Here is a 26,072-nt window from a genome sequence, read left to right on the forward strand (position 1 = left end):
CTCGGGGCCTTTGCCTAGAGCGCGGTAACAATAAAAAAACCGAGGTTTCTATTGACTCCCGCGCGCTCAAGGGAAAAGCGCGATACCCCTGTGTTTACAGGCGGAACTCGTGACCCAGGTACACTTCCTTCACCAGCTCGTTAGCCAGGATTGTCTCGGCATCGCCTTCGGCAATCAGTTGACCATCGTTGACGATATAAGCGGTTTCGCAGATATCCAGGGTCTCGCGTACGTTGTGGTCCGTGATCAGCACCCCAATGCCCTTGGCCTTGAGGTGATGGATGATCTGCTTGATGTCACCCACCGAAATCGGGTCGACACCGGCGAAGGGTTCATCCAGCAGGATGAATTTCGGCGCAGTCGCCAGGGCGCGAGCGATTTCCACGCGGCGACGCTCACCACCGGACAAGCTCATGCCGAGGTTGTCGCGAATGTGGTTGATGTGGAATTCCTGCAACAGGCTTTCCAGCTCCTGGCGGCGGCCATCGCGATCAAGTTCCTTGCGGGTCTCGAGGATCGCCATGATGTTGTCGGCTACCGACAGTTTGCGGAAGATCGACGCTTCCTGGGGAAGATAGCCGATACCTGCCCGTGCACGGCCGTGCATGGGTTGGTGGCTGACGTCCAGGTCGTCGATCAATACACGACCCTGGTCTGCCTGGACCAGCCCGACGATCATATAGAAGCAGGTGGTTTTGCCGGCACCGTTAGGGCCTAGCAGGCCGACGATCTGGCCGCTGTCGATCGACAGGCTGACGTCGCGTACCACCTGGCGGCTTTTATAGGCCTTGGCCAGATGCTGGGCTTTCAGGGTTGCCATTACTCGGCCTTCTTCTTCGGCTGGATAACCATGTCGATGCGTGGGCGGGGTGCGGTGACCTTGTTGCCGTTGGCGCGACCGGCGTTAGCGATCTGCTTCACGGTGTCATAGGTGATTTTTTCACCTTCCGTGGAGTTGCCGTCCGGGCTCAGCACCTTGGCCTGGTCAATCAGTACGATGCGATTCTGCTGGGCGTGATACTGGATAGTCTTGCCGTAGCCCTTCATCGGGCCGGTGTCGGTGGCGGACTGTTTCTGCTCGAAATAAGCCAGGTTGCCCACCGACGTCACCACGTCAATGTCGCCTGCCGGGGTGCGCGTCAGGGTCACCGTGTTGCCGGTTATCTTCATCGACCCTTGGGTGATGATTACGCCGCCGGTGTAGGTGGCGACACCTTTCTTGTCATCGAGCTGCGCATCGTCAGCCGAGATGTGGATCGGTTGCTGGCTATCGTTCGGCAGAGCCCAGGCGCTCACGCTTCCCAGTGCTGCGCCCAGACCGAGCAAAATAGGGAGGGTTTTAACGAGCCTCATACTGTCCTCTTACGTTCGATAGCAGGTGTATCCTGCTTTCTTTCAAATACGCTTTCATTCCCTTGCCAGTCGATACACCGCCAGCGCCGTCGATTCTAACGTCTTGCTCGGTCTGCGCATATTGCTTCTGTGGGAATACGGTCATGCGACTGCTGGTAATGATGGTGTCGCGGTTCTGCGCGTCTGTACGTGCGACGCGAACCGAGTCGATCAGTTCAACTTCGGTGCCGTCCGCGTTCACTTCGCCACGCTTGCTGGTGACGTGCCAGGGAAATTCGGTGCCGCGATACAGGTTCAGGTCCGGATTGGTCAGCAGGCTAACGTCGGCTACCTTCAAGTGTTCGACCTTGTCCGACGTCAATTCATACTGCACCTTGCCGTCGGGCAGGTACTGAATGCTGTAGGCATTGGTGGCGTAATAGTCGATAAGGCCTTCGTCAACCTGCGCAACAGGCTTGTCGAGAAAGCGCTCCGGGCTGATATTCCAGTAGCCCACCGCCAGGAGCAGCGCGGCGATGACCCCGAATAACAGGAAGTTGCGAATCTTTTTGCTCAGCATATAACGCTCTATAGGTAGGCGGCGTGGGCCGCTTCAAGACTGCCCTGGGCACGCAGGATCAACTCGCAGAACTCGCGGGCGGCACCTTCGCCGCCACGGGCGGTGGTGATGCCATGGGCGTGTTCGCGCACAAACGCTGCGGCATTCGCGACGGCCATGCCCAGGCCCACCCGGCGAATCACCGGCAGGTCTGGCAGGTCGTCGCCCAGATAGGCGACCTGTTCATAGCTTAGGTTGAGTTGGCCAAGAAGCTCGTCCAGCACCACCAGTTTATCCTCGCGGCCCTGATACAGGTGAGGAATACCGAGGTTTTGTGCGCGGCGTTCCACAACCGGTGTTTTTCGACCGCTGATAATTGCGGTTTGCACGCCCGCTGCCATCAGCATCTTGATGCCTTGGCCGTCGAGGGTGTTGAAGGTCTTGAATTCGCTGCCGTCTTCGAGGAAGTACAGGCGGCCATCCGTCAGCACGCCGTCAACGTCGAAAATCGCCAGTTTGATGTTTTTACCGCGTTGCATCAGGTCGCTGGTCATTTACATCACTCCTGCGCGCAGCAAGTCGCCAAGGTTAAGGGCCCCGATCGGCCGATCATCGTGGTCGACCACGATCAGTGCGCCTATCCGGTGGTCCTCCATGATCTTCAACGCTTCAGCCGCGAGCATTTCGGCGCGCGCGGTCTTGCCGTGAGGGGTCATCACGGCGTCGATGGTGGCGGTGTGGATATCAATGGTGCGGTCCAGGGTGCGACGCAGGTCGCCGTCGGTGAAGATCCCGGCCAGCCGACCATCGGTCTCGACGATGGCGGTCATGCCCAAGCCCTTGCGGGTCATTTCCATCAGCGCATCCCGCAGCAGGGTGCCGCGTGGAACGCTCGGCAATTCTGTGCCGCTGTGCATCACATTTTCCACTTTCAGCAACAGGCGACGGCCCAGTGCACCACCGGGATGGGAAAACGCGAAGTCTTCAGCGGTAAACCCGCGAGCCTCCAGCAGTGCCACCGCCAGGGCATCGCCCATCACCAGTGCGGCGGTGGTGGAGGAGGTGGGCGCCAGGTTCAGCGGGCAGGCCTCGTGGGCCACGTGCACGTTCAGGTTGACGTCGGCGGCCTTGGCCAGCGTTGACTCAGGGTTGCCTGTGAGGCTGATCATCTGGATGCCCAGGCGCTTGATCAGCGGCAACAGGGTCACGATTTCGTTGGTGGTGCCGGAGTTGGACAGCGCCAAAATCACGTCATCCTTGGTGATCATGCCCATGTCGCCGTGGCTGGCTTCGGCCGGGTGCACGAAAAACGCCGTGGTCCCGGTGCTCGCCAAGGTCGCGGCGATCTTGTTGCCAATGTGGCCGGACTTGCCCATGCCGACCACCACAACGCGGCCCTTGCTGGCCAGAATCATCTCGCAGGCGCGCACGAAATCCGCGTCGATATGCGCCAGCAAGCCTTCTACGGCTTCAAGCTCAAGGCGTATGGTGCGTTGTGCGGATTGAATAAGGTCGCTGGATTGGCTCATGTCTGAAATCGTATAGCCTGACGAAAAGTCGGCGATTATAGCGGTAATGATCGATTCCCTCACGCAAGTTCGTCAGGCTTTGTGCGCGGGATAACTGAAAAGCACCTTCGGTAACATAGCAAGCAACGTTTTTTCCCTGTCTCAAATCTGAACCAGCGCTGTTCCGGCCTTGGGCGCTCTGCACCAGCAGTGATATAGTTCGCCGCCAGTTCGGTCCGCCCAACCCATGTGCCTTACTATTGCGCATCAGTTGAAAACCAAAGTCGCACACATGGTGTCTGAGTGAAAGGCTGCATCCCAAGGAGATTAGATGAGTGCCGATAACGCCTACGCGGTCGAGCTGAAGGGTCTTACCTTCAAGCGCGGGACGCGCAGCATCTTCAATAACGTCGATATTCGCATTCCTCGCGGCAAGGTCACGGGCATCATGGGGCCTTCCGGTTGCGGCAAGACCACCCTGTTGCGCCTGATGGGCATGCAATTGCGCCCCAGTGCCGGGGAAGTGTGGGTCAACGGCCAGAACCTGCCGACGCTGTCGCGCAGCGATCTGTTCGATGCGCGCAAGCACATGGGCGTGCTGTTCCAGAGCGGCGCGCTGTTCACCGACCTCGATGTGTTCGAAAACGTGGCCTTCCCGCTGCGGGTGCACACCCAGCTGTCCGACGAGATGATTCGTGACATCGTGTTGCTGAAACTGCAGGCCGTGGGCCTTCGCGGTGCCATCGACCTGATGCCGGACGAGTTGTCCGGCGGCATGAAGCGCCGTGTCGCCCTGGCACGGGCCATCGCCCTCGACCCACAGATCCTCATGTACGACGAGCCATTCGTGGGCCAGGACCCGATCGCCATGGGCGTGTTGGTGCGCCTGATCCGCCTGCTCAACGATGCATTGGGGATCACCAGTATCGTGGTGTCCCACGACCTGGCCGAAACCGCGAGCATTGCCGACTACCTCTATGTAGTAGGTGATGGTCAGGTGCTGGGGCAGGGTACGCCTGAAGAGTTGATGAACGCCGATAACCCGCGCATTCGCCAATTCATGACCGGCAACCCCGATGGCCCGGTGCCTTTTCACTTTCCGGCAGCGGACTACCGCTCAGATCTTCTGGGGAAGCGCTGATGCGCAAGACATCTCTTATCGAGAAGGTTCGCCTTTTCGGTCGCTCGGGCATCGACATCGTCGAAGTGCTGGGGCGTTCGACCATTTTCCTGTTCCACGCCTTGCTGGGGCGCGGCGGCATCGGCGGCGGCTTTGGCCTGCTGGTCAAGCAGCTGCACTCGGTGGGGGTGATGTCCCTGGTGATCATCGTGGTCTCCGGCGTGTTCATCGGCATGGTGCTGGCGCTGCAGGGTTTCAATATCCTGTCCAGCTACGGCTCGGAGCAGGCGGTAGGGCAGATGGTGGCCCTGACTCTGTTGCGTGAGCTTGGCCCCGTGGTCACCGCCTTGTTGTTCGCGGGGCGTGCAGGTTCGGCGCTGACGGCTGAAATCGGCAATATGAAGTCCACCGAGCAGCTGTCCAGCCTGGAAATGATCGGCGTGGACCCGCTCAAGTACATTGTTGCCCCGCGCCTGTGGGCCGGCTTCATTTCCCTGCCGTTGCTGGCGATGATCTTCAGCGTGGTGGGTATCTGGGGCGGTTCGTGGGTGGCGGTTGACTGGCTGGGGGTCTACGACGGCTCCTACTGGGCCAACATGCAAAACAGCGTGACCTTCACCGGTGACGTGCTCAACGGCATCATAAAGAGCATTGTCTTTGCCTTTGTGGTGACCTGGATTGCCGTATTCCAAGGCTATGACTGCGAGCCCACTTCAGAGGGGATCAGCCGTGCCACTACCAAGACCGTTGTGTACGCCTCGCTGGCGGTACTGGGCCTTGACTTCATTTTGACCGCCTTGATGTTTGGAGATTTCTGATGCAAAACCGCACTGTGGAAATCGGTGTCGGCCTTTTCTTGCTGGCTGGCATCCTGGCTTTACTGTTGTTGGCCCTGCGAGTCAGCGGCCTTTCGGCCAGCCCTACCGCCGATACCTATAAACTTTACGCGTACTTCGACAATATCGCCGGTTTGACGGTCAGATCCAAAGTGACCATGGCCGGTGTCACCATCGGCAAGGTCACGGCAATCGATCTGGACCGCGACAGCTTTACCGGTCGGGTGACGATGCAACTGGACAAGAAGGTGGATAATCTGCCGATTGACTCCACAGCATCTATCCTCACTGCGGGGTTGCTGGGCGAGAAGTACATCGGTGTCAGCGTGGGCGGGGAAACAGCCCTGCTCAAGGATGGTTCGACCATCCACGACACACAGTCGTCGCTGGTGCTTGAAGACCTGATCGGAAAATTTTTGCTCAATACGGTCAATAAAGACGCCAAATGAGGAATCTGTTCATGATCTCTACCTTGCGACGTGGCCTGCTGGTACTGCTTGCAGCATTGCCGATGATGGCCAACGCGGCAGGTTCTGCCCACGATTTGGTGCAGGACACCACCAGCAGAATGCTGGCTGACCTCAAGGCTAACAAAGAACAGTACAAGCAAGACCCTTCCAAGTTCTACAGTGCGCTCGACGCCATCGTTGGCCCTGTGGTCGATGCTGAAGGTATTTCCAAAAGCATCATGACGGTCAAGTATTCGCGCAAGGCTACGCCTGCGCAGATGAAGACGTTCCAGGAGAACTTCAAGAAGGGCCTGTTCCAGTTCTACGGTAACGCCCTGCTGGAGTACAACAACCAGGGCATTATCGTTGACCCGGCCAAGGACGAGACTGGCGACCGTGCCGAAGTCGGGATGAAAGTCTCCGGCAGCAATGGCGCCGTGTACCCAGTGTCCTACACCCTGACGAAGATCGACGGCGAGTGGAAACTGCGCAACGTGATCATCAACGGTATCAACATCGGCAAGCTGTTCCGTGACCAGTTCGCTGACGCGATGCAGCGCAATGGCAACGACCTGGACAAGACCATCAATGGTTGGGCCGGTGAAGTGGCCAAGGCCAAGGAAGAAACCGACAAAGCTGCCGGGAAGCCTGCGCAATGACCGAGTCGGCTGTTCGTATCGGCGACGCCGGCGAGCTGTTCCTCAGCGGCGTGCTGGATTACCGCACCGGGCCTGACCTGCGCAAGCAGGGCCAGGCGCTGATCAAGGCCAGCAAGGCGCCAGAACTGGTGCTCGATTGCTCGGCGGTGACCAAGTCCAGCAGTGTCGGCCTGTCGTTGTTGCTGTGCTTCATGCGTGATGCCGAGGCGGAGAAAAAACCGGTCAGCATCCGTTCGTTGCCGGAAGACATGCGTGAAATTGCCGAAGTTTCCGGTTTGACCGAACTGCTGGCGCATCCTTAATACACATTATTAGAAAAGCCCCCCGTCAGAGTCCTGCTATGCGGGGTTCGCAGGCGCGGGGCTTTTTTGTATGATGTGCGACCCGTGCGCACTGGGCGCCGATAGAGGTTGAGCATGCAGGCCCTAGAAGTTAAGAGCTTCCTTGAAGGAAAGCTGCCGGAAACGACTGTAGAAGTTGAAGGCGAAGGCTGCAATTTCCAGCTGAACGTGATTAGCGATGAACTGGCGGCATTGAGCCCGGTCAAGCGTCAGCAGCAGATCTATGCCCATTTGAACCCATGGATCACCGATGGCAGCATCCATGCGGTCACTATGAAATTTTTCAGCCGCGCGGCCTGGGCCGAGCGCACCTGAGCCCCCAAGGCGTCGAGATTCTTATGGATAAATTGATTATTACCGGCGGTGCCCGCCTTGATGGCGAGATCCGCATTTCCGGTGCGAAAAACTCCGCCTTGCCGATCCTGGCAGCGACCCTGCTGTGCGATGGCCCGGTGACTGTGGCCAACCTGCCGCACCTGCACGACATCACCACCATGATCGAGCTGTTCGGTCGCATGGGCATTGAGCCGGTGATCGACGAGAAACTGGCCGTCGAAATTGACCCACGTACCATCAAGACCCTGATTGCCCCGTACGAACTGGTGAAAACCATGCGTGCGTCGATCCTGGTGCTGGGCCCGATGGTTGCCCGTTTCGGCGAAGCCGAAGTAGCCTTGCCTGGCGGTTGCGCCATTGGTTCGCGTCCGGTCGACCTGCACATCCGTGGCCTTGAGGCCATGGGCGCAGTCATCGACGTCGAAGGCGGCTACATCAAGGCCAAGGCGCCAGAAGGCGGCCTGCGGGGCGCGAACTTCTTCTTTGATACCGTCAGTGTGACCGGTACCGAGAACATCATGATGGCTGCTGCCCTGGCCAACGGTCGCAGCGTGCTGCAGAACGCCGCGCGCGAGCCGGAAGTGGTCGACCTGGCCAACTTCCTCAACGCCATGGGCGCGAAGGTTTCCGGCGCTGGTACCGACACCATCACTATTGATGGGGTAGAGCGTCTGCACACCACCACCTACAAAGTCATGCCTGACCGCATCGAGACCGGCACCTACCTGGTTGCCGCTGCCGTGACCGGTGGTCGTGTGAAGGTCAAGGACACCGATCCGACCATCCTGGAAGCCGTCCTGGAAAAACTCAAGGAAGCCGGCGCAGAGATCACCACCGGCGAAGACTGGATCGAGCTGAACATGCACGGCAAGCGGCCAAAAGCCGTCAACGTGCGTACCGCTCCGTACCCGGCGTTCCCGACCGACATGCAAGCGCAGTTCATCTCCCTGAACGCGATTGCCGAAGGCACCGGTGCTGTGATCGAGACCATCTTCGAAAACCGCTTCATGCACGTGTATGAACTGCACCGCATGGGCGCCAAGATCCAGGTCGAAGGCAACACCGCCATCGTCACCGGGATCGACAAGCTCAAGGGCGCGCCAGTCATGGCCACCGACCTGCGTGCTTCGGCCAGCCTGGTAATCTCGGCACTGTGCGCCGAAGGCGACACCCTGATCGACCGCATCTACCACATAGACCGTGGTTACGAGTGCATCGAAGAGAAACTGCAGATGCTCGGCGCAAAAATCCGCCGCGTACCGGGCTAGTCCCCGCTGCCCTGTAGGAGCGAGCTTGCTCGCGAAGGCCTCATGTGCACCGCGTTGACTCTGAATAAACGCGTTATCGTTGACGTTCTTTGCGAGCAAGCTCGCTCCTACAAGCACTGGTTTGTTTCACATCGAGGCTGTCATGGCCTCGATCTGTGTCTGGCGCCGTTTGTGACCGGACAGCAATAGCCTGATGAAGGACTGACATTTCCCATGTTGACCATCGCACTGTCCAAGGGCCGCATCCTTGACGACACGTTGCCGCTTCTGGCTGAAGCGGGCATCGTGCCGACCGAGAATCCGGACAAGAGCCGCAAGCTGATCATCCCCACGACCCAGGACGACGTGCGCCTGCTGATCGTGCGGGCTACCGACGTGCCGACCTACGTTGAACATGGCGCCGCCGACCTGGGTGTTGCCGGCAAGGACGTGCTGATGGAATACGGCGGCCAGGGCCTGTACGAGCCCCTGGACCTGCGCATCGCCCTGTGCAAACTGATGACCGCCGGCCGCGTCGGTGACGTCGAGCCCAAGGGCCGCCTACGGGTCGCCACCAAGTTCGTCAACGTTGCCAAGCGCTACTACGCCGAACAAGGTCGTCAGGTCGATATCATCAAGCTCTACGGCTCCATGGAGCTGGCACCGCTGATCGGCCTGGCCGACAAGATCATCGACGTGGTCGACACCGGCAACACCCTGCGTGCCAACGGTCTGGAACCCCAGGATTTTATCGCTGACATCAGCTCCCGCCTGATCGTCAACAAAGCATCGATGAAGATGCAGCATGCCCGTATTCAGGCGTTGATCGACACCCTGCGCAAGGCAGTGGAGTCTCGACACCGCGGTTGACTCACCCGCGTAGCTGAAGAGCTACGCCCGTCTATCCGCCTCATAGCCAGAATTCTCAGGTGCCCAAGCGGAAACGACTGCTAGTTTAGGGCGCCTGAGTTTTTGCCAATTCTATTGAGGCCCTCGCTATGACCACGTCCACTGCAATTGCCCGACTCAACGCTGCCGACCCGGATTTCGCCCATCATCTGGATCATCTGCTGAGCTGGGAAAGCGTGTCTGACGACTCGGTCAACCAGCGGGTGCTCGACATCATCAAGGCCGTGCGCGAGCGTGGTGATGCGGCGCTGGTGGACTTCACTCGCCAGTTTGACGGCCTGGACGTAAAGTCCATGGCCGACCTGATCCTGCCGCGTGAACGCCTGGAGCTGGCGCTGACGCGCATCACCGCGCCACAGCGCGAAGCCCTGGAAGTCGCAGCGGCGCGGGTACGCAGCTATCACGAAAAACAGAAGCAGGACTCCTGGAGCTACACCGAGGCCGACGGCACGGTGCTGGGCCAGAAGGTCACGCCACTGGACCGCGCCGGCCTGTACGTGCCGGGCGGTAAAGCGTCGTACCCATCGTCGGTGTTGATGAATGCCATCCCGGCCAAAGTCGCCGGCGTGACCGAAGTGGTCATGGTGGTGCCGACCCCGCGTGGCGAAATCAACGAGCTGGTACTGGCTGCCGCCTGCATCGCCGGCGTCGACCGCGTGTTCACCATCGGTGGCGCCCAGGCCGTCGCAGCGCTGGCCTATGGCACCGAAAGCGTGCCGAAGGTCGACAAGGTGGTTGGCCCTGGCAATATCTACGTCGCCACCGCCAAGCGCCATGTGTTTGGCCAGGTCGGTATCGACATGATCGCCGGCCCCTCGGAAATCCTTGTGGTGTGTGACGGCCAGACCGACCCGGACTGGATCGCCATGGACCTGTTCTCCCAGGCGGAGCACGATGAAGACGCCCAGGCGATCCTGGTCAGCCCCGATGCCGAGTTCCTCGACAAGGTCGCCGCCAGCATCAATAAACTGCTGCCGACCATGGAGCGTGCCGAGATCATCGAGAAGTCGATCAACGGCCGTGGTGCGCTGATTCTGGTGCGTGACATGGAGCAGGCCATCGAAGTGGCCAACCGCATCGCACCGGAGCATCTTGAGCTGTCCGTAGCGGACCCACAGGCCTGGTTGCCGTCGATCCGTCACGCCGGGGCGATCTTCATGGGCCGCCACACCAGCGAAGCCCTGGGCGACTACTGCGCCGGCCCCAACCACGTGTTGCCGACCTCCGGCACTGCACGTTTCTCGTCGCCGCTGGGGGTGTACGACTTCCAGAAGCGCTCGTCGATTATCTTCTGCTCGCCACAAGGCGCTTCCGAGCTGGGCAAGACCGCCTCGGTGCTGGCCCGTGGTGAATCCCTCAGCGCGCACGCACGCAGCGCCGAATACCGCATCGTCAAGGGAGAGTAAGGCATGAGCAAATTCTGGAGCCCTTTCGTCAAGGACCTGGTGCCTTACGTACCCGGTGAGCAACCGAAGCTGACCAAGCTGGTCAAGCTCAACACCAATGAAAACCCCTACGGCCCATCGCCCAAGGCGCTGGCGGCAATGCAGGCCGAGTTGAACGACAACTTGCGCCTGTACCCGGACCCCAACAGCGACCTGCTCAAGCAGGCCGTGGCCAGGTATTACGGGATCGACGCCGGCAAGGTGTTCCTCGGCAACGGTTCCGATGAAGTTCTGGCGCACATCTTCCATGGCCTGTTCCAGCACGATCTGCCGCTGTTGTTCCCGGATATCAGCTACAGCTTCTACCCGGTGTACTGCGGCCTGTACGGCATCACGTTCGACGCGGTGGCATTGGACGAGCAGTTCCAGATTCGCGTCGCTGACTACGCCAGGCCCAACGGCGGGATCATCTTCCCCAACCCGAACGCGCCCACCGGCTGCGTACTGGCGCTGGACGCGGTAGAGCAGATCCTCAAGGCCAGCCCGGATTCGGTGGTGGTGGTCGACGAGGCCTATATCGACTTCGGTGGCGAAACTGCCATCAGCCTGGTCGACCGTTACCCGAACCTGCTGGTGACCCAGACCCTGTCCAAATCGCGCTCACTGGCCGGTTTGCGTGTGGGCCTGGCCGTGGGCCACCCAGAGCTGATCGAGGCGCTGGAGCGGGTCAAGAACAGCTTCAACTCCTACCCATTGGATCGGTTGGCGATTGTTGGCGCGGCGGCCGCGTTTGACGACCGTGAATACTTCGAGAGGACCACTCAGTGGGTGATCGACAGCCGCAACCAGGTCGTCGCGCAATTAGAGAGCAAGGGGTTTGAGGTGTTGCCGTCGGCGGCGAACTTCATCTTCGCGCGTCACCCGCGGCATGACGCTGCAGGGCTGGCCGCCAAGTTGCGTGAGCAAGGGGTGATTGTGCGGCACTTCAAGCAGGAGCGGATTGCCCAGTTCCTGCGGATCAGCATCGGGACGCCGGAGCAGAACCAGGCGCTGATCGACGGGCTCGGTGAGCTCTAACAGACGCTGAAAATCAAATGTGGGAGCTGGCTTGCCTGCGATGACGGTGTAACAGTCGACCTATCTGTCGTTTGATACACCGCTATCGCAGGCAAGCCAGCTCCCACACTGATTTGCGTTTAGTCAGTTACAGCAGCGGCTCATCCGGCTTCTTGTTCTTCCAGCCATCATTGCCCGGTAGCAGCAAGTTCAAACCAATTGCCACCACCGCACACAGGGCGATGCCCTTGAGGCCGAAATCATCCGGGCCGGTGCCGGTACCCACCAGCACACCGCCAATCCCGAACACCAGCGTTACCGACACAATCACCAGGTTGCGCGCCTCGCCCAGGTCGATCTTGTGGCGAATCAGCGTGTTCATCCCCACCGCGGCAATCGAGCCGAACAGCAGGCACAGAATCCCGCCCATCACCGGCACCGGGATGCTCTGCAGCAGCGCGCCGAACTTGCCGATGAACGCCAGGCTGATGGCAAACACTGCCGCCCAGGTCATGATTTTCGGGTTGTAGTTCTTGGTCAGCATCACGGCGCCGGTCACTTCGGCGTAGGTGGTGTTCGGCGGGCCGCCAAACATGCCGGCAGCCGTGGTGGCGATACCGTCACCCAGCAGCGTGCGATGCAGGCCAGGCTTTTTCAGGTAATCGCGGCCGGTCACGCTGCCTACCGCAATCACACCCCCGATATGCTCGATCGCCGGGGCCAGGGCCACCGGGACGATAAACAGGATGGCCTGCCAGTTGAACTCCGGCGCGGTGAAGTGGGGCAGGGCGAACCACGGTGCGGCGGCGATCTTAGCCGTGTCGACCACACCAAAGTAGAACGACATGGCAAAGCCCACCAGCACGCCGGAGATGATCGGCACCAGGCGGAAAATGCCCTTGCCGAACACGGCCACGATCAAAGTGGTGAGCAGTGCTGGCATCGAGATCAGCATCGCCGTTTGGTAATGGATCAACTCGGCACCGTCGCCGGACTTGCCCATGGCCATGTTGGCGGCAATCGGCGCCATGGCCAGGCCGATCGAGATAATCACTGGGCCAATCACCACGGGCGGCAGCAGCCGGTCGATAAAACCGGTGCCCTTGACCTTCACGGCCAGGCCCAGGAACGTATAGACGAAACCCGCCGCCATCACGCCGCCCATGGTCGCCGCCAGGCCGAACTGGCCCTTGGCGAGAATGATCGGAGTGATGAACGCGAAGCTCGATGCCAGAAACACCGGCACCTGCCGCCCTGTCACCACCTGGAACAGCAACGTGCCCAGGCCTGCGGTAAACAGCGCGACGTTTGGATCAAGACCTGTGATCAGCGGCATCAACACCAACGCGCCAAATGCTACGAAGAGCATTTGTGCGCCAGACAGGATCTGGCGCCAAAGCGGGTCGTTGAATTCATCCTGCATGCTCACGCGTCCTTCTGCTTGGTGCCGAAGATCTTGTCACCGGCATCGCCCAGGCCCGGGATGATGTAGCCGTGTTCGTTCAGGCGCTCATCGATGGACGCGGTGTAGATCTGTACATCCGGGTGGGCCTTCTCGACGGCGGCGATGCCCTCGGGCGCGGCCACCAGCACCATGGCGCGGATGTCCCGGCAACCGGCTTTTTTCAGCAGGTCGATGGTGGCAACCATGGAACTGCCGGTGGCGAGCATCGGGTCGATGATCATGGCCAGGCGTTCGTTGATTTCCGGGACGAGTTTTTCCAGGTAGGTGTGGGCCTGCAGTGTTTCTTCATTGCGGGCCACGCCCACGGCGCTGACCTTGGCGCCCGGAATCAGGCTGAGTACACCTTCAAGCATGCCGATACCGGCGCGCAGGATAGGGACGACGGTAATTTTCTTACCGGCGATTTTCTCCACCTGTACGGGGCCGGCCCAACCGGGGATCTCGTAGGTTTCCAGGGGCAAATCCTTGGTGGCTTCGTAAGTGAGCAACGCTCCGACTTCCTGAGCAAGCTCACGGAAGTTCTTCGTGCTAATGTCGGCACGGCGCATAAGGCCGAGTTTGTGTCGGATCAGCGGGTGGCGGATCTCGCGAGTGGGCATAGGAAAGGCTCCGGCGGCGGGCAAAAAAACCGGCCTAGATTAATCTATCCGAGGGTGTTGTCCTATAGACATCAAGTACGTTAGTCCATAAAGGCTTGATTGGAGCGCACGAGAAGCGTACCTTCGCCCGCTTTTCTTGCCACAGCACCCCCTTGGAGAGCGCCATGTCTGCTGATCTCGAGCATATCCGTCAAATCATGCACGAGGCTGACTGCCTGTACACCGAAGCGCAAGTCGAAGCAGCGATCGCCAAGGTCGGCGCGCACATCACCCGCGAAATGGCCGACACCAACCCGGTGGTTTTCTGCGTGATGAACGGTGGCCTGATCTTCGCCGGTAAATTGCTCACTCACCTGCAGTTCCCGCTGGAAGCCTCTTACCTGCACGCCACCCGCTATCGCAATGAGACCAGCGGTGGCGACTTGTTCTGGAAGGCCAAGCCGGAAGTGTCGTTCATCGACCGCGATGTGCTGATCATCGATGACATCCTCGATGAAGGTCACACCCTGGGTGCGATCATCGACTTCTGCAAACATGCCGGCGCACGCAAAGTGCACACCGCCGTGCTGATCGACAAAGACCACGACCGCAAGGCCCGCCCAGAGCTGAAAGCTGACTTTGTCGGGTTGCCGTGCGTCGACCGTTATATCTTCGGGTATGGCATGGACTACAAGGGCTACTGGCGTAACGCCAATGGCATCTACGCCGTTAAAGGAATGTAATCGATGGCCCGCTTTCTTGATCAGACGCTGTTTGCCGAGTTGGCCGAGAAAGCGGCCGCCAATCCCCGTGGCCGTCAAAACGTTAACTTCCATGAGATGCAAGAGCCTTGTCATCGCATGGCGGTGGGTTTGCAGCCCAGCACCTATGTGCAGCCTCACCGTCACCTGAGCGCCGATAAGGCCGAGACCTTGCTGGTGCTCAAAGGGCGTCTGGGAATCCTGATTTTCAGCGAGACGGGCAAAGTGTTGAGCAAGCGTGTGTTGGAAGCGGGCGGGGAATGCCAGGGCGTCGACCTGTCGCCCGGCGTTTTTCATGGCCTGGTGGTGCTGGAGCCAGACAGCATCATGTTTGAATGCAAAGCAGGCCCTTATCGTCCTGTTGGCGATGGCGAACTGGCAAGCTGGGCGCCTCGTGAAGGCGAGGTGGGGATGGCGGAGTATCACCGCTGGATGCTTGCCCAGTTCGACTGAACACTGAAATCGTAGGAGCGAGCTTGCTCGCGAAAAACGTCAACGATAACGCGTGCTTCCTGAATAAACGCGGCGCCTTTGAGTTTTTCGCGAGCAAGCTCGCTCCTACAGGTATTAGGGTAAGCCCCCTCCCACATCCGGCGTCGCGCAGGTAGACTTCTAGCCCCGTGTAAATGTCTGCAGGCTGGAGTCGGTAATGCGTAAAGATAAGAAACAGGTGATTGGCGACGAAATCGGTGACGACCAGATCAAGTTGTTCCTGGACTTCGAGCCGGTTGATGCGACGTCGCCGTCCCTGCACAAACTGATCAAGGCCTATCGCGGCCTGCGTATCGACGACTTCGAGCGTTTCCTGGGGTTCTTCAAGGCAGCAGGCCTGGACCTGGATGGCAAGGATGAGCATGGCCAGACCTTCGTTGACCTGATCAAGGACCAGCGTAACGCCGCCGAATACATCGAGCTGATCGACAACGCCCGCGGCTGATTATCCGAGCCACAAAAAAACGCCCCGGCCTCATGAGAGACCGGGGCGTTTGGCTTTCGCGCTCGTTCCCACGCTCTGCGTGGGAATGCATTCTGTGACGCTCTGCGTCACGACCTCACGCGTAGCTTTCAGTCTCGTTGCTTTGCTCCACCAGCTCCAGGCTGATGTTGTTCTGCGTGTTGATCTTGCGATACAGCTCGGCGTCCGTCTCCAGCACTTTCTCGCGCGCCGGGAAGATCTCATGCAGCTTGGTGGCCCATTCACCGGCAGCTTTCTGCGGGAAGCAACGCTCGATCAACTCCAGCATGATCGAGACGGTCACCGAGGCGCCTGGGGAGGCACCCAACAGCGCCGCAAGCGAACCGTCCTTGGCTGCGACCAACTCGGTGCCGAATTGCAGCACGCCGCCTTTCTTCGGGTCTTTCTTGATGATCTGCACGCGCTGGCCGGCCACTTCCAGGCGCCAGTCTTCGGCTTTCGCCTCGGGGTAGAAGCGGCGCAGGGATTCCAGGCGCTGTTCCATGGACTGGCGCACTTCGCTGACCAGGTATTTGGTCAGGTCCATGTTGTCGCGGGCCACGGCCAGCATCGGGCCGATATTGCCGGCGCGAATCGACATCGGCAGGTCAAGGAACGAGCCGTGCTTGAGGAACTTGGTGGTGAAGCCGGCGTATGGCCCGAACAGCAGGGATTTCTTGCCATCCACCACGCGGGTGTCCAGGTGTGGCACGGACATCGGTGGCGAGCCCACGGCTGCCTGGCTGTAGACCTTGGCCTGGTGCTGCTTGACCACTTCCGGGTTGTCGCAACGCAGCCACTGGCCGCTCACCGGGAAGCCGCCGAAGCCTTTGCTTTCTTCGATGCCCGAGGCCTGCAGCAACGGCAGCGCCGCACCGCCAGCGCCGAGGAACACAAACTTGGCATCGACGTCACGGCTGTTGCCGCTGTTGACGTCCTTGATGCTCACGGTCCAGCCCGCGCCGTTGCGCTTGAGGCCGGTCACGCGTTTGCAGTACTTGACCTGGGCGTCCGGCGAGCTGGTCAGGTGGCTGAGCAACTGATTGGTCAGCGCGCCAAAGTTGACGTCGGTGCCGTTCATCACGCGGGTGGCGGCGATTTTTTCGTCGAGCGGGCGGCCCGGCATCATCAGCGGCATCCACTCGGCCATTTCGCTGCGGTCTTCGGTGTAGTGCATGTCCGAAAACGCGTGGTGCTGGCTGAGGGTCTCAAAGCGCTTCTTGAGGAAGGACACGCCTTTGTCGCCCTGCACGAAGCTCAGGTGCGGCACGGGGCTGATGAACGACTTGGACGAGCCAAAGGTGCCCTTCTTGGTCAGGTAAGCCCAGAACTGCTTCGACACCTCGAACTGGGTGTTGATGTGCACGGCTTTCTTGATGTCGATGGAGCCATCGGCGGCCTGCGGCGTGTAGTTCAGCTCACACAGCCCCGCGTGGCCGGTACCGGCGTTGTTCCACGGGTTGGAACTCTCCGCGGCACCCGAATCCATCAGCTCAACGACTTCCAGCGTGAGGCCGGGGTCGAGCTCTTTGAGCAGTACGGCCAGGGTGGCACTCATGATGCCGGCCCCTACCAGTACTACGTCGACTGCTTCGTTATGCGCCATTTAACGCGTCTCCAAAATCTGCAGCACCAAATTGTCGGCATGGCTGCCAGGAGTGACGGGGCGGTTCACGTGTTGCCCCAGGTTACCCATGGCCAGGATCGCCATGTCCGATTCGCAATTCTTTGCAACTTCAGCACACGCTTCCTGCCGGGCTAATCTGCCTATGAACGCATTCATGGGCGCCTGTGGCAATTCGACTTATGGTCAAAGCGTGCGATTCGTGCAACCAATCCGTAGCGGACAGGCTCAAGCTCCGGTTTTTGAGGCGTGCTCGGTCCTGTGTAATTGGGCTGTTCCAGACGCTGATGGTGCTTGTACAAACGCCAAACTATTCATTTGCTCGCCACACTCTTGTGAAGTTGTGAAAACCCGTTTTTTCACGCTCTTTTGAAGACGTGAACCTCAAAAAAGGGCTGCCCCAGCCTGGCACCTGGCCCGCAAATCTCTGCCGACACGCGGCAAAACGGGCAAACAACTCAAGTGGCCGAGCGCAATGGCAGCTCTGGCAGATTCGATAAAAGACGGGGTGGTTTGCAAAGGAAACAGCAAGCACGCCAGCTTCACTCGATCTGTGTGGGCGGCTCTCTGTGGGCGATTTGGGGGCTAATGCCTGGGCATTAACGATGCTGCGAGGCCCGATCAGGAGACGTCCTTATAATCGGGGGGAGATTGTAGCGAAGAACGCCAGGGAAATGGGCGTGTTTTATGACTTTTATTAGGGCGCCGGTCAGGAGGCCAACGCTTGCCGGTGCCGTGGGCGAAAAACCTGCGGGCTGACCCGGGCGCTGGCGGGCAGTGGGCGGTGCATCCAGCCCAGGTGAGTCTCGGTCACTTCCACCCAGCCTTCACCGACGGGCGGCAGGCTGCACTGCTTGAAGGCCAGGCAATGACCGTGGGCGTCGAGTAGGGCAAAGTGGCGATGACGGGCGTGCGACATGAACAGGGTCTTGAGAAGGCGCATGGCTGTGTACCTGGTGTGTTACATGCTTGAAGGTTGCCAGTGTGGCATGACACTGGAGTGACGAATTTATGCGAATTTGTAATTTGCACAGGGCTTCAGCCGCCGTTCAGGATCGCTGGTGAGTGGCGCACGTGCCCCGTTATACTGGCGACCTGTCTGCACCTAGTCCTGGAGAAATGCGATGTTGCAACGCCTGTTGTTCGGTTTGATCACTGTGACCAGTTTGACCCTTGTCGGCTGCGCCAACAGCCCGCAACAACTCAGCCCGCAACCTAAAGTCACTGCGCCGTTGGCTGCGGTAGGCCACGGCCAGCCGGTGTCGGTGCGCGTGGTCGACGGTCGCCCGTCGCCAACCCTGGGTTCACGTGGCGGCCTGTACCCTGAGACCGCGCTGATTTCGGTGAACGGCCAGGATGTGCTGCCCAAGTTGCAGGCCCAGGCTGAAGCTGCTGTGCGCTTGTTGGGCTTTACGCCGACCAACTCGCCAGGCGTGCCGCAACTGACCGTGACCCTGGCCGAGCTGAAATACCAGTCGCCCAAAGACGGCCTGTACGTGACCGAGGCTTCCATCGGCGCCACCTTCAAGTCTGACGTCAGCGCCGGTACTCGCCGCTACAGTGGCCGCTACGCTGCCTCGCTCAACCAGCGTTTCGGCATGTCTCCCAACCAGGAAACCAACACCAAGCTGGTCAGCGACGTGCTCAGCGATGCCTTGACCCGCCTGTTCAAGGACCCAAGCATCGGTCAACTGCTCAGCGCGCAATAAGCCGCTTATAAAAAAACCGGGCTCATCACTGAGCCCGGTTTTTTTGTGCCTGTAGTTTGGTCAGGCGGCCGTATCGACATAAAAGTCCAGCATGCTCACGCCGGTGAGCAAGTCCAGCTCCGGCAGGTCGGCATGCTGATGCCCGCCGAGGGCGCAATACACCAGCCAATGGCGGTCCTGAACGTTGAACGCGAGGCTGCCGATCAGCGCCTCCTGTTCCTCGCTCTGGGCGATCAGGTACAGCCGATCCTGGTTTTGCGCATGCAACATGACAAGCTCCTCAAGCGTCGAAGGGCAACAGAGTGGCTTGTTAAGGTGACGTTCAGGTGACGGCGTAAATTACTGGATACATTAGCCGTCCATGGGGAAGGAGCATTAAAGGCGCAGGAGGCGACTGTCGTTCAGGTGTGTATCTGGACTGATACCCGAACACTGGTTCACCGAGGTTTGCGATGGCGCTGCCCGCACTGCTCATTAATATTGTTGCCCTGTTGGTTGCCTGCTCGGGCGCCTGGGTGCTGTTCATCACCCGCCTGCATGCACAGCGTGCGATGGCCGACCTGGCCCTGCGCAGCGAAGAGCGCGCTATCGACCAGCCGATGCTGTTTCTGGATACGCGCACCGAACGGGCGCATCGCCTGGCGTACCGCGTCGGGTTCGCCTGCCTTGGCCTGGCCCTGGCCATCTCCTGGCTCAGCACTCGCTTTTAAGGCTACTGCAAGTCAAATGTGGGAGCGGGCTTGCCCGCGAAGGCGGTGTATCAGCCACTGGATCTTTAACTGAACCACCGCTATCGCAGGCAAGCCAGCTCCCACACTGGCCATGTACTGCCGGCAGAATCAGCGCCTGCCACATATCCCCTGTGGGCTCACTGTTACAGGGGGATCCCAGCCTTGACTCGGTATTGGTTGCGTACCGGCGTCGCATACTGCACCACCAGGTAAGGCCGGTGCTCCGCCGGGCAATCGTTCAAGCGCCGCTCCCATTCCGCCTTGGCCTTGGCCAGCTCATCGGCCGGGAACACGTCCGCGGCCTTGGGCACCTGCAGTTGCGGGTCGGCATCACTCCACTGCGCGTACGCCAGGTAGTGCACCGGGAACAAGCGATAGCCGCCCAGGATCTGCCGGTCCATTTCTGCCGCCAGCAGCTTGGTGTCTTCAAAGCGCTCGGTGATCGGCGGCGCAAAGTTCACGTGCACCCGGCCTTTATAGCCGGTAATGCCCAGGGCAATGCTCACATCGTCCTCGCCCGGTGCCTTGCTGTAGGTACCGGTGGTGGCGCGGATATACAGCTCGCGGGCCTTGGCGGCATCGCAAGGGTCGTACTCGTAGCTGATGGACACCGGCGTCAGGTTCAACGACTGGATGACTTCGGCGAACGGCTCGTCCTTGCGGCTGACGTGGAACATCTTGAGGATCGCCGATTCGGTACGATCATCGCCATCCTTGGCCCGGCCTTCAGCCTGGGCGATCCAGATCGACTGGCAGTCGTTGCGGATCGAATGGTTGATGTAGGCCGACAGCAGGTTGTAAGCCGCCATCTTCTCCTTTCGCCCGGTGATCGAACGGTGCACGATGAAGCTCTTGTTCAGGCGCATCAGGTCGCTGACAAACGGCTTTTGCAGCAGGTTGTCACCGATGGCGATGCGTGGCGTCGGCAGGCCGGCGTGGTATACGGCATAGTTGACGAAGGCCGGGTCCATCACGATGTCGCGGTGGTTGGCCAGAAACAGGTAGGCGGTACCGGATTTCAGCTGCTCGACGCCGGTATAGGTCACGCCGTCGGTCGCCCGGTCGATGGTGTGGTCGACGTAGTACTCGACTTTGTCTTGCAGCGTGGCCACGGTGGTGACGCCCGCGAACTCGCGGCGCAGTTTGCGCGCGATCATCGGCTTGAGCAGCCAGCCCAGGGCGCCGGCAAAGCGCGGGAAGCGGAAGTGGGTCAGGATGTCCAGAAAGGCCTTGTCACTGAACAGACGCGCCAGCACTGCCGGGACTTCGCTGTCGTTGTAAGGTCGGATGGTATCGAATTCGCCCATCATGCTCTCTTGTTAGAAACGGCTAGGGTAAGTAAAGGAAATAGCAGGGGCGGCGTGAGTAAACTGGCTCTGCCGGAAATAGCCCTGTAAATAGACCGGCGATTATACGCACAAGTCACCTTGGAGACTGCGATGCTGGAAACTGCGATGTACGATTGTCCTTATTGTGGCGAAGCGGTCGAGACAACAGTGGATTTGTCTGGCGGGGACCAGACCTATATAGAAGACTGCCAAGTGTGTTGCCGGCCGATCACGTTCGACCTGCAAGTTCATGGTGAAGAGTGGATGCTTGAAACCCGCAGCGAAAATGAATAACAGGTACGCCCATGCAGCGAATCTACGAACCGGAAAACCTCATGGAGGGCGAGCTGCTGCAGCAGATGCTTGCCAGTGAAGGCATCGAGGCGCATTTGGTGGGGCGCCACCTGCTCGGCGGCACGGGCGAGTTGCCGATATTCGGCTTGCTGGGGCTGGAGGTCGACAATGACCAGGCCGCCAGCGCCCGCGAGCTGATCACTGCCTATATCGGCGCACAACCGTTGCCCGGCGACGAACCCGACAGCTTCCCCGACGTATTGGTCTGTTAGGCTGTCGGTCGGTTTACCCAAGAGTCGTGTTGCCCCATGTGTGGACGTTATGCCCTGTTTCGCTGGAACCCTGCCTTTGCTGCCTTGCCCGGCTTCCCCGCTGATCAGCAGGCCCAGTGGAACATTTCCCCCAATGATTCGGTGCTGATCCAGCGTCTGAGCGAGGGCCAGCTCACCCTGGCGCGTGCCCGCTGGGGGCTGACGCCGCCCTGGCTCACCGACCTGTCGCGCACCCCGGCTCACGCCCGCGCCGAAACCCTGGCCGAACAGCCGATGTTCCGAGAAGCATTCCGCCAGCGCCGTTGCCTGCTGCCCGCCAATGGCTTTTATGAATGGCGCGGCACCCAGCGCAAGCGCCCGTACTGGCTCACACCGGGGGAGGGCTCAACGCTATTCTTTGCCGCGATCTGGGAAGCGTATCCGGTGCAGGAGCAGGTATGGCTGAGCACGGCCGTGGTCACCCAGGCGGCACAGAGTCAGCGGCGCCCATTGATCCTGGACGCGGCAGGGCAGGCCGCCTGGCTCGACCCCGCGACACCGCTTCATGTGCTGCAGGGCATGCTGGCGGCTGAGCCTGCTGCGTTGCGCGAGCGGGTACTGGCCAATATGGTCAACGATCCGAAGCTCAACGGGCCGGAATGCCTGACCCCGGCGTGAGCTTTGTCAGTCGTTCCACGTTCGGATGTATCTGAAATTCAGCGGTTAAACGTCTGGTGTATCTGGCGCAGATACAAATGACCGCCTACGATACGCGCCATGTTTTCAGGGAGCGTGTTCATGAAGAAGTCATTGGTGGTAAGCGGTTTGGTTGCAGCGATGCTGCTGGCGGGTTGTCAGTCGGTCAATACCACCAGCGGCGGCGCCGTTGGGGTAGAGCGCAAGCAGTACATGTTCAGCATGCTGTCGAGTCAGGAAGTCGACCAGATGTATGCCCAGTCTTATCAGCAGACCCTGGGTGAAGCCAGCAGCAAAGGGGTGCTGGACAAGAGCAGCGCCAACGCCAAGCGCGTGCAGGCCATTGCCAAGCGCCTGATCGCCCAGGCGCCGACTTTCCGCGCGGATGCCGCCCAGTGGAACTGGGACGTGAACCTGATCAAAAGCGATGAGATGAACGCCAACTGCGGGCCTGGCGGCAAGATCCTGGTGTACAGCGGCTTGATCGACAACCTCAAGCTCACCGATGACGAACTGGCTGCGGTAATGGGTCATGAAATCGCCCACGCCTTGCGTGAACACGGCCGCGAAGCCATGTCCAAGGCTTACGGTATCCAGATGGCCAAGCAGGGCGCCGGGGCAATATTCGGTCTCGGCCAGGACAGCCTGGCACTGGCCGATACCGTGGCCAACTACGGCATGACCTTGCCCAACAGCCGCAGCAATGAAAACGAAGCCGACCTGATCGGCCTGGAACTGGCCGCCCGCGCTGGCTACAACCCCAACGCGGCCATCACGTTGTGGAACAAGATGGCCAAGGCTTCGGAAGGCGCACCACCGGAATTCATGAGCACACACCCGGCTTCCGACAGCCGCATCGCGTCGTTGCAGGCGGCGATTCCGAAGGTGATGCCGCTCTACCAGCAGGCCAAGAAGTCCTGATCGACGCCGTGTAGGAGCGAGCTTGCTCGCGAGAAACGTCAGCGATAACGCGTGTTGCCTGAATAAACGCGGCGCCGGTGAGTTTTTCGCGAGCAAGCTCGCTCCTACAGGCATCAGGGCTTAGATCCAGCCGCTGCTTTGCATGGCCTTGTACACCGCAATAACCGCCAGCACGAAGAACGCCGTAGCCGCCAAGCGACGAATCAAGGTCAGCGGCAGTTTCTCCGCGGCAAAATTCCCCGCCAGCACCACCGGTACGTTGGCAATCAGCATGCCCAGGGTGGTACCGATAATCACCAGCCACAATTCCGGGTATTGCGCCGCCAGCATCACCGTGGCGATCTGGGTCTTGTCGCCGATTTCGGCGAGGAAGAACGCAATCAAGGTGGTCAGGAAGGGCCCGAACTTACGGGTAGTACTGGCTTCGTCATCATCGAGTTTGTCCGGCACCAGGGTCCACAGCGCTGTGGCGCAGAAGCTTGCGGCGAGGATCCAGTGCAGCACCGCATCCGAGAAGAAACTCCCGAACCAGGCGCCCACAGCACCGGCCGCCGCATGGTTGGCCAGGGTCGCGGCGACAATGCCGGCGATGATCGGCCAGGGTTTGCGAAAGCGTGCGGCAAGGATGAGTGCGAGCAGTTGCGTCTTGTCGCCGATTTCGGCCAAGGCAACGATTGCGGTAGGAACGAGTAGTGAATCCAGCATCAGGTAGTTTCCAGGGGCGGGTCGACACGGCTATGACACGTACAGCCTTCCCGCCCCGGGTAAGGTGTGCGTGTCATAGGTCTTGTCAAACCCCGGTCCGTCTGTGCGGACTCCTGGGTCGCATACGCCATGGTCTGCTGACCAAGTATGTTGACGTATGCCGGACGAGCATGGCGCTCGTGGGAGACTACTCCCCTAGGACGCTGCGGATTCTGCCTAGGCAAAACCCATTCGGCAAGCGTTCTTTTTCAAACCTCCCTCAGGGGCGCTTGGCACGGTAAATGCGAAAACCATTGCCTTCGGCCTTGATTGCGCAGATGCCCAAATGCTCTTCGATCAGTGGTTGATACTTCAGGAAGCTATTGGCAACCAGGCGAAGTTCGCCACCTTTTGCCAGGTGTTTCGCCGCTTTTCGCAGCAGGTTCTCCGTGGCGAAATAATCGGTGTGCACGCCGACATGGAACGGCGGGTTGCTCAAAATCGCGTTCAAACCCATGGGCGCCGCGTCGATTCCGTCACCGGTCAATACCTCGGCTTCCAGGCCGTTCGCTGCCAAAGTCAGACGACTGCTGGCGGCGGCGAAGGCATCCACGTCCAGCATCGTCACGGTGTTATGCGGGTAGCGGCGTTTGACCGCAGCACCCAGCACCCCCGCGCCGCAACCAAAGTCGAGCAGGTTGCCGCTGGGCAGCTTGTCCAAGTGCTCCAGCAACAACTCGGTGCCGCGGTCCAGGCGCCCATGGCTGAACACACCTGGCAAGCTCACGACCTTCAGCGGGCCTTCGGCCAGCGGTACGTCGAAGACCTGCGCCAGGCTCTCAAGCGCCACGGCTTGCGGCGCGTTGGCGACGGTGACCTGCCACAACTGGCAATGCCGTGCGCTATCGAGCTTGCGCGGTTTGCCGAACGGAGCCATCTGTTTGGCGGCGCTTTCGATACCGCCCTTTTTCTCGCCCACCAGAAACAGCTCGGCGCCCGGCAGGCGCGCAGCCACGGCATTGAGCAGGTAGTCGGTGAGGTCTTTGGACTTGGGCAGGAAAATCACCGCCGCATCAAAGGCGCGCTCGGGCACTGTCACGCCAAACTGGCTGCGTTCGGCGAAGCGCGCATCGAGCGCCGCCTGGTCACCGGCATGCCAGCACCAGCCGTGGGCGTTGGGCAGGCGCCCAAGCAAATCGTCCGCAGGCAAACCCACGAGCAGCAGGTTGCCTTGAAAAAGTTCGGCCTGGCGAAGCAGTACTTCACTGCGCGGATCCATAGTCTGCTCCTTGAAAAGGGGCGCAGTTTATCAACTGACGACGCGCAGCGGGGCGCCGCTGAAAAAGCCCAGGGCGTTTTCCGTGAGTTGGCCGACGATGCGCTGCCGCGCTTCGCGGCTGCCCCAGGCGTTGTGGGGTGTGACGATCAACCGTGGAATGCCCCCAGCCAGCAGCGGATTGCCATTGACGGGTGGCTCGACGCTCAGCACATCAGTCGCCGCGCCGCCCAGATGACCACTGCGCAGTGCGTCGGCTAGGGCCTGTTCATTGATCAAGCCGCCGCGTGCGGTGTTGACGATAAACGCGCCGGGTTTGAGCAACGCCAGTTCACGAGCGCCGATAAAGTCGCGGGTGTGCTCGTTGAGTGGGCAATGCAGGGTCAGCGCATCGGCCTGGGTCAGCAATTGATCCAGCGGCACACGGTCGGCGCGGGCAGGGCGCCCAGGTATCGCGCCGAGCACCACACGCATGCCAAACGCTTCAGCCAGGCGTGCCACGGCACTGCCCAGTTCACCGTGGCCGAGCAGGCCGAGGGTTTTGCCTTCCAGTTCGACGATCGGATGGTCCAGCAGGCAAAACTGTTTGGCCTGCTGCCATTTGCCCGCGGCTACATCCTGTTGGTAGTCCTTCAAGCGCGTGGCGAGGTTGAGCAACAGCATGATCGTGTGCTGGGCCACCGACGGCGTGCCATAGCCCTGGCAGTTGCTCACAGTGATGCCGTGGGCGCGGGCGGCTTCAAGGTCGATATTGTTGGTGCCGGTGGCCGACACCAGGATCAGCTTGAGCTCGGGGCAGGCGGCCAGGGTGTGGGCCGTGAGCGGGATTTTATTGCTGATGGCGACTTGGGCGCCTTGCAAGCGCTCCAGCACATTTTCTGGCGTGGTCTGTTCAAACAACTGCAACTGGCTGAAGCAGTCATGCAAACCGCTGAGGTCGAGGTCGCCCAAGTCCAGGGAAGGGTGGTCGAGGAAGACGGCGCGGCGATTGTTCATGATCAACTGTACCTTTTGCGACGAGGTTCGAAGGCGTAATCTGCCGAGCCTATCAGATGAAATAAT

33 protein-coding genes and 1 riboswitch are annotated in these 26,072 nt (G+C 60.2%); of the genes, 19 read left to right on the top strand and 14 right to left on the bottom strand.

Going from position 1 to position 26,072, the window contains the following annotated elements; translation table 11 throughout:
• Positions 1-94: 94 nt before the first annotated feature.
• The 5 genes from lptB to TX24_RS19845 are packed head-to-tail and all read right to left on the bottom strand — an operon-like array spanning position 95 to position 3,420.
• Positions 95-820, bottom strand: a complete 726-nt coding sequence (lptB, locus tag TX24_RS19825) for an LPS export ABC transporter ATP-binding protein (RefSeq protein ID WP_003188582.1) — start codon at positions 818-820, stop codon at positions 95-97.
• The gene (gene lptA / locus TX24_RS19830) at positions 820-1,353 is read right to left on the bottom strand and encodes a lipopolysaccharide transport periplasmic protein LptA (protein WP_003188584.1); all 534 of its coding nucleotides are present in this window, start codon (positions 1,351-1,353) and stop codon (positions 820-822) included. Before lptA ends, lptB begins: the two co-directional genes overlap by 1 nt.
• Positions 1,340-1,912, bottom strand: a complete 573-nt coding sequence (lptC, locus tag TX24_RS19835) for an LPS export ABC transporter periplasmic protein LptC (RefSeq protein ID WP_003188586.1) — start codon at positions 1,910-1,912, stop codon at positions 1,340-1,342. The genes lptA and lptC overlap by 14 nt, the downstream gene beginning before the upstream one ends.
• An 8-nt stretch (positions 1,913-1,920) precedes the next feature.
• Positions 1,921-2,445 (bottom strand): KdsC family phosphatase, encoded by a 525-nt coding sequence (locus TX24_RS19840; protein ID WP_003188588.1) that lies wholly within the window; start codon positions 2,443-2,445, stop codon positions 1,921-1,923.
• Positions 2,446-3,420: a KpsF/GutQ family sugar-phosphate isomerase gene (locus tag TX24_RS19845; RefSeq protein ID WP_003188589.1), complete on the bottom strand. Its 975-nt coding sequence runs from the start codon at positions 3,418-3,420 to the stop codon at positions 2,446-2,448.
• A gap of 310 nt (positions 3,421-3,730) precedes the next feature.
• Between TX24_RS19845 and TX24_RS19850 the strand changes: the two genes are divergently transcribed.
• From TX24_RS19850 to hisC, 10 genes are all read left to right on the top strand, one after another.
• The gene (locus TX24_RS19850; RefSeq protein ID WP_003188590.1) at positions 3,731-4,540 is read left to right on the top strand and encodes an ATP-binding cassette domain-containing protein; all 810 of its coding nucleotides are present in this window, start codon (positions 3,731-3,733) and stop codon (positions 4,538-4,540) included.
• Entirely contained in the window at positions 4,540-5,337 is a 798-nt protein-coding gene (gene mlaE / locus TX24_RS19855; RefSeq protein WP_003188592.1) for a lipid asymmetry maintenance ABC transporter permease subunit MlaE, read from the top strand. The genes TX24_RS19850 and mlaE overlap by 1 nt, the downstream gene beginning before the upstream one ends.
• Positions 5,337-5,804 (top strand): outer membrane lipid asymmetry maintenance protein MlaD, encoded by a 468-nt coding sequence (gene mlaD / locus TX24_RS19860; RefSeq protein WP_057710932.1) that lies wholly within the window; start codon positions 5,337-5,339, stop codon positions 5,802-5,804. Before mlaE ends, mlaD begins: the two co-directional genes overlap by 1 nt.
• An 11-nt stretch (positions 5,805-5,815) precedes the next feature.
• Complete coding sequence (locus TX24_RS19865; protein ID WP_044271644.1) at positions 5,816-6,463, top strand: MlaC/ttg2D family ABC transporter substrate-binding protein; 648 nt, start codon at positions 5,816-5,818, stop codon at positions 6,461-6,463.
• Positions 6,460-6,765 carry an STAS domain-containing protein gene (locus TX24_RS19870; protein ID WP_057710933.1) on the top strand — a complete coding sequence of 102 codons (306 nt, stop codon included), beginning with the start codon at positions 6,460-6,462 and terminating at the stop codon, positions 6,763-6,765. Before TX24_RS19865 ends, TX24_RS19870 begins: the two co-directional genes overlap by 4 nt.
• A 114-nt stretch (positions 6,766-6,879) precedes the next feature.
• Positions 6,880-7,119 (top strand): BolA family protein, encoded by a 240-nt coding sequence (locus TX24_RS19875; protein ID WP_003188597.1) that lies wholly within the window; start codon positions 6,880-6,882, stop codon positions 7,117-7,119.
• A 23-nt stretch (positions 7,120-7,142) separates the two neighbouring features.
• Positions 7,143-8,408, top strand: coding sequence for a UDP-N-acetylglucosamine 1-carboxyvinyltransferase (gene murA / locus TX24_RS19880; RefSeq protein WP_057710934.1), 1,266 nt, complete (start codon positions 7,143-7,145; stop codon positions 8,406-8,408).
• 213 nt (positions 8,409-8,621) lie between these two features.
• Entirely contained in the window at positions 8,622-9,257 is a 636-nt protein-coding gene (gene hisG / locus TX24_RS19885; protein WP_003188599.1) for an ATP phosphoribosyltransferase, read from the top strand.
• A gap of 128 nt (positions 9,258-9,385) precedes the next feature.
• Positions 9,386-10,702, top strand: a complete 1,317-nt coding sequence (gene hisD, locus TX24_RS19890) for a histidinol dehydrogenase (protein ID WP_003188601.1) — start codon at positions 9,386-9,388, stop codon at positions 10,700-10,702.
• A gap of 3 nt (positions 10,703-10,705) precedes the next feature.
• Complete coding sequence (gene hisC, locus TX24_RS19895) at positions 10,706-11,758, top strand: histidinol-phosphate transaminase (RefSeq protein WP_057710935.1); 1,053 nt, start codon at positions 10,706-10,708, stop codon at positions 11,756-11,758.
• 127 nt (positions 11,759-11,885) lie between these two features.
• Here hisC and TX24_RS19900 read toward each other — a convergent pair whose 3' ends face one another.
• Both TX24_RS19900 and upp read right to left on the bottom strand, forming a co-directional pair.
• Positions 11,886-13,160: a uracil-xanthine permease family protein gene (locus TX24_RS19900; protein ID WP_003188606.1), complete on the bottom strand. Its 1,275-nt coding sequence runs from the start codon at positions 13,158-13,160 to the stop codon at positions 11,886-11,888.
• 2 nt (positions 13,161-13,162) lie between these two features.
• Positions 13,163-13,801: a uracil phosphoribosyltransferase gene (gene upp, locus TX24_RS19905; protein WP_003188608.1), complete on the bottom strand. Its 639-nt coding sequence runs from the start codon at positions 13,799-13,801 to the stop codon at positions 13,163-13,165.
• A gap of 164 nt (positions 13,802-13,965) precedes the next feature.
• Between upp and TX24_RS19910 the strand changes: the two genes are divergently transcribed.
• The 3 genes from TX24_RS19910 to TX24_RS19920 all read left to right on the top strand — a co-directional run bounded on the left by TX24_RS19910 (position 13,966) and on the right by TX24_RS19920 (position 15,478).
• Positions 13,966-14,523, top strand: a complete 558-nt coding sequence (locus tag TX24_RS19910; protein ID WP_003188610.1) for a hypoxanthine-guanine phosphoribosyltransferase — start codon at positions 13,966-13,968, stop codon at positions 14,521-14,523.
• Positions 14,524-14,526: 3 nt separating this feature from the next.
• Entirely contained in the window at positions 14,527-14,994 is a 468-nt protein-coding gene (locus tag TX24_RS19915) for a WbuC family cupin fold metalloprotein (RefSeq protein ID WP_003188613.1), read from the top strand.
• Between the two features lie 196 nt (positions 14,995-15,190).
• Positions 15,191-15,478: a PA4642 family protein gene (locus TX24_RS19920; RefSeq protein WP_017845962.1), complete on the top strand. Its 288-nt coding sequence runs from the start codon at positions 15,191-15,193 to the stop codon at positions 15,476-15,478.
• A 115-nt stretch (positions 15,479-15,593) separates the two neighbouring features.
• Here the strand turns inward: TX24_RS19920 and mqo are convergent, their stop codons facing one another.
• Entirely contained in the window at positions 15,594-17,102 is a 1,509-nt protein-coding gene (gene mqo / locus TX24_RS19925) for a malate dehydrogenase (quinone) (RefSeq protein WP_057710936.1), read from the bottom strand.
• Positions 17,103-17,829: 727 nt separating this feature from the next.
• A complete protein-coding gene (locus TX24_RS19930) occupies positions 17,830-18,063 on the bottom strand; it encodes a hypothetical protein (RefSeq protein WP_003188617.1) in 234 nt (77 codons plus the stop codon).
• Between the two features lie 181 nt (positions 18,064-18,244).
• Between TX24_RS19930 and TX24_RS19935 the strand changes: the two genes are divergently transcribed.
• Positions 18,245-18,829 (top strand): YajG family lipoprotein, encoded by a 585-nt coding sequence (locus TX24_RS19935; protein WP_003188618.1) that lies wholly within the window; start codon positions 18,245-18,247, stop codon positions 18,827-18,829.
• Between the two features lie 60 nt (positions 18,830-18,889).
• Here TX24_RS19935 and TX24_RS19940 read toward each other — a convergent pair whose 3' ends face one another.
• On the bottom strand, positions 18,890-19,099 hold the full coding sequence (locus TX24_RS19940) for a hypothetical protein (RefSeq protein ID WP_003188620.1): 210 nt from the start codon (positions 19,097-19,099) through the stop codon (positions 18,890-18,892).
• Positions 19,100-19,281: 182 nt separating this feature from the next.
• Between TX24_RS19940 and TX24_RS19945 the strand changes: the two genes are divergently transcribed.
• On the top strand, positions 19,282-19,539 hold the full coding sequence (locus TX24_RS19945; protein ID WP_003188621.1) for a hypothetical protein: 258 nt from the start codon (positions 19,282-19,284) through the stop codon (positions 19,537-19,539).
• 164 nt (positions 19,540-19,703) lie between these two features.
• On the opposite strand, the gene TX24_RS19950 is transcribed toward TX24_RS19945, so the two are convergent.
• A complete protein-coding gene (locus TX24_RS19950) occupies positions 19,704-20,867 on the bottom strand; it encodes a 1-acyl-sn-glycerol-3-phosphate acyltransferase (RefSeq protein WP_003188622.1) in 1,164 nt (387 codons plus the stop codon).
• Between the two features lie 132 nt (positions 20,868-20,999).
• Between TX24_RS19950 and TX24_RS19955 the strand changes: the two genes are divergently transcribed.
• The 4 genes from TX24_RS19955 to TX24_RS19970 all read left to right on the top strand — a co-directional run bounded on the left by TX24_RS19955 (position 21,000) and on the right by TX24_RS19970 (position 23,050).
• The gene (locus TX24_RS19955; protein WP_003188623.1) at positions 21,000-21,182 is read left to right on the top strand and encodes a CPXCG motif-containing cysteine-rich protein; all 183 of its coding nucleotides are present in this window, start codon (positions 21,000-21,002) and stop codon (positions 21,180-21,182) included.
• Positions 21,183-21,193: 11 nt separating this feature from the next.
• Positions 21,194-21,454, top strand: coding sequence for a putative signal transducing protein (locus tag TX24_RS19960; RefSeq protein ID WP_003188624.1), 261 nt, complete (start codon positions 21,194-21,196; stop codon positions 21,452-21,454).
• Between the two features lie 36 nt (positions 21,455-21,490).
• Positions 21,491-22,111, top strand: coding sequence for an SOS response-associated peptidase (locus tag TX24_RS19965; RefSeq protein WP_003188626.1), 621 nt, complete (start codon positions 21,491-21,493; stop codon positions 22,109-22,111).
• Between the two features lie 120 nt (positions 22,112-22,231).
• The gene (locus TX24_RS19970) at positions 22,232-23,050 is read left to right on the top strand and encodes a M48 family metallopeptidase (protein WP_003188628.1); all 819 of its coding nucleotides are present in this window, start codon (positions 22,232-22,234) and stop codon (positions 23,048-23,050) included.
• A gap of 120 nt (positions 23,051-23,170) precedes the next feature.
• Here the strand turns inward: TX24_RS19970 and TX24_RS19975 are convergent, their stop codons facing one another.
• From TX24_RS19975 to TX24_RS19985, 3 genes are all read right to left on the bottom strand, one after another.
• The gene (locus TX24_RS19975) at positions 23,171-23,755 is read right to left on the bottom strand and encodes a TMEM165/GDT1 family protein (protein ID WP_003188631.1); all 585 of its coding nucleotides are present in this window, start codon (positions 23,753-23,755) and stop codon (positions 23,171-23,173) included.
• An 87-nt stretch (positions 23,756-23,842) separates the two neighbouring features.
• Positions 23,843-23,964, bottom strand: a riboswitch (yybP-ykoY riboswitch).
• Positions 23,965-24,014: 50 nt separating this feature from the next.
• On the bottom strand, positions 24,015-25,013 hold the full coding sequence (locus TX24_RS19980) for a class I SAM-dependent methyltransferase (protein ID WP_034134882.1): 999 nt from the start codon (positions 25,011-25,013) through the stop codon (positions 24,015-24,017).
• Positions 25,014-25,043: 30 nt separating this feature from the next.
• Positions 25,044-26,009 carry a 2-hydroxyacid dehydrogenase gene (locus TX24_RS19985; protein ID WP_032900979.1) on the bottom strand — a complete coding sequence of 322 codons (966 nt, stop codon included), beginning with the start codon at positions 26,007-26,009 and terminating at the stop codon, positions 25,044-25,046.
• Positions 26,010-26,072: the final 63 nt, after the last annotated feature.

Source organism: Pseudomonas lactis (genome assembly GCF_001439845.1).
Taxonomy (GTDB): domain Bacteria; phylum Pseudomonadota; class Gammaproteobacteria; order Pseudomonadales; family Pseudomonadaceae; genus Aquipseudomonas; species Aquipseudomonas lactis.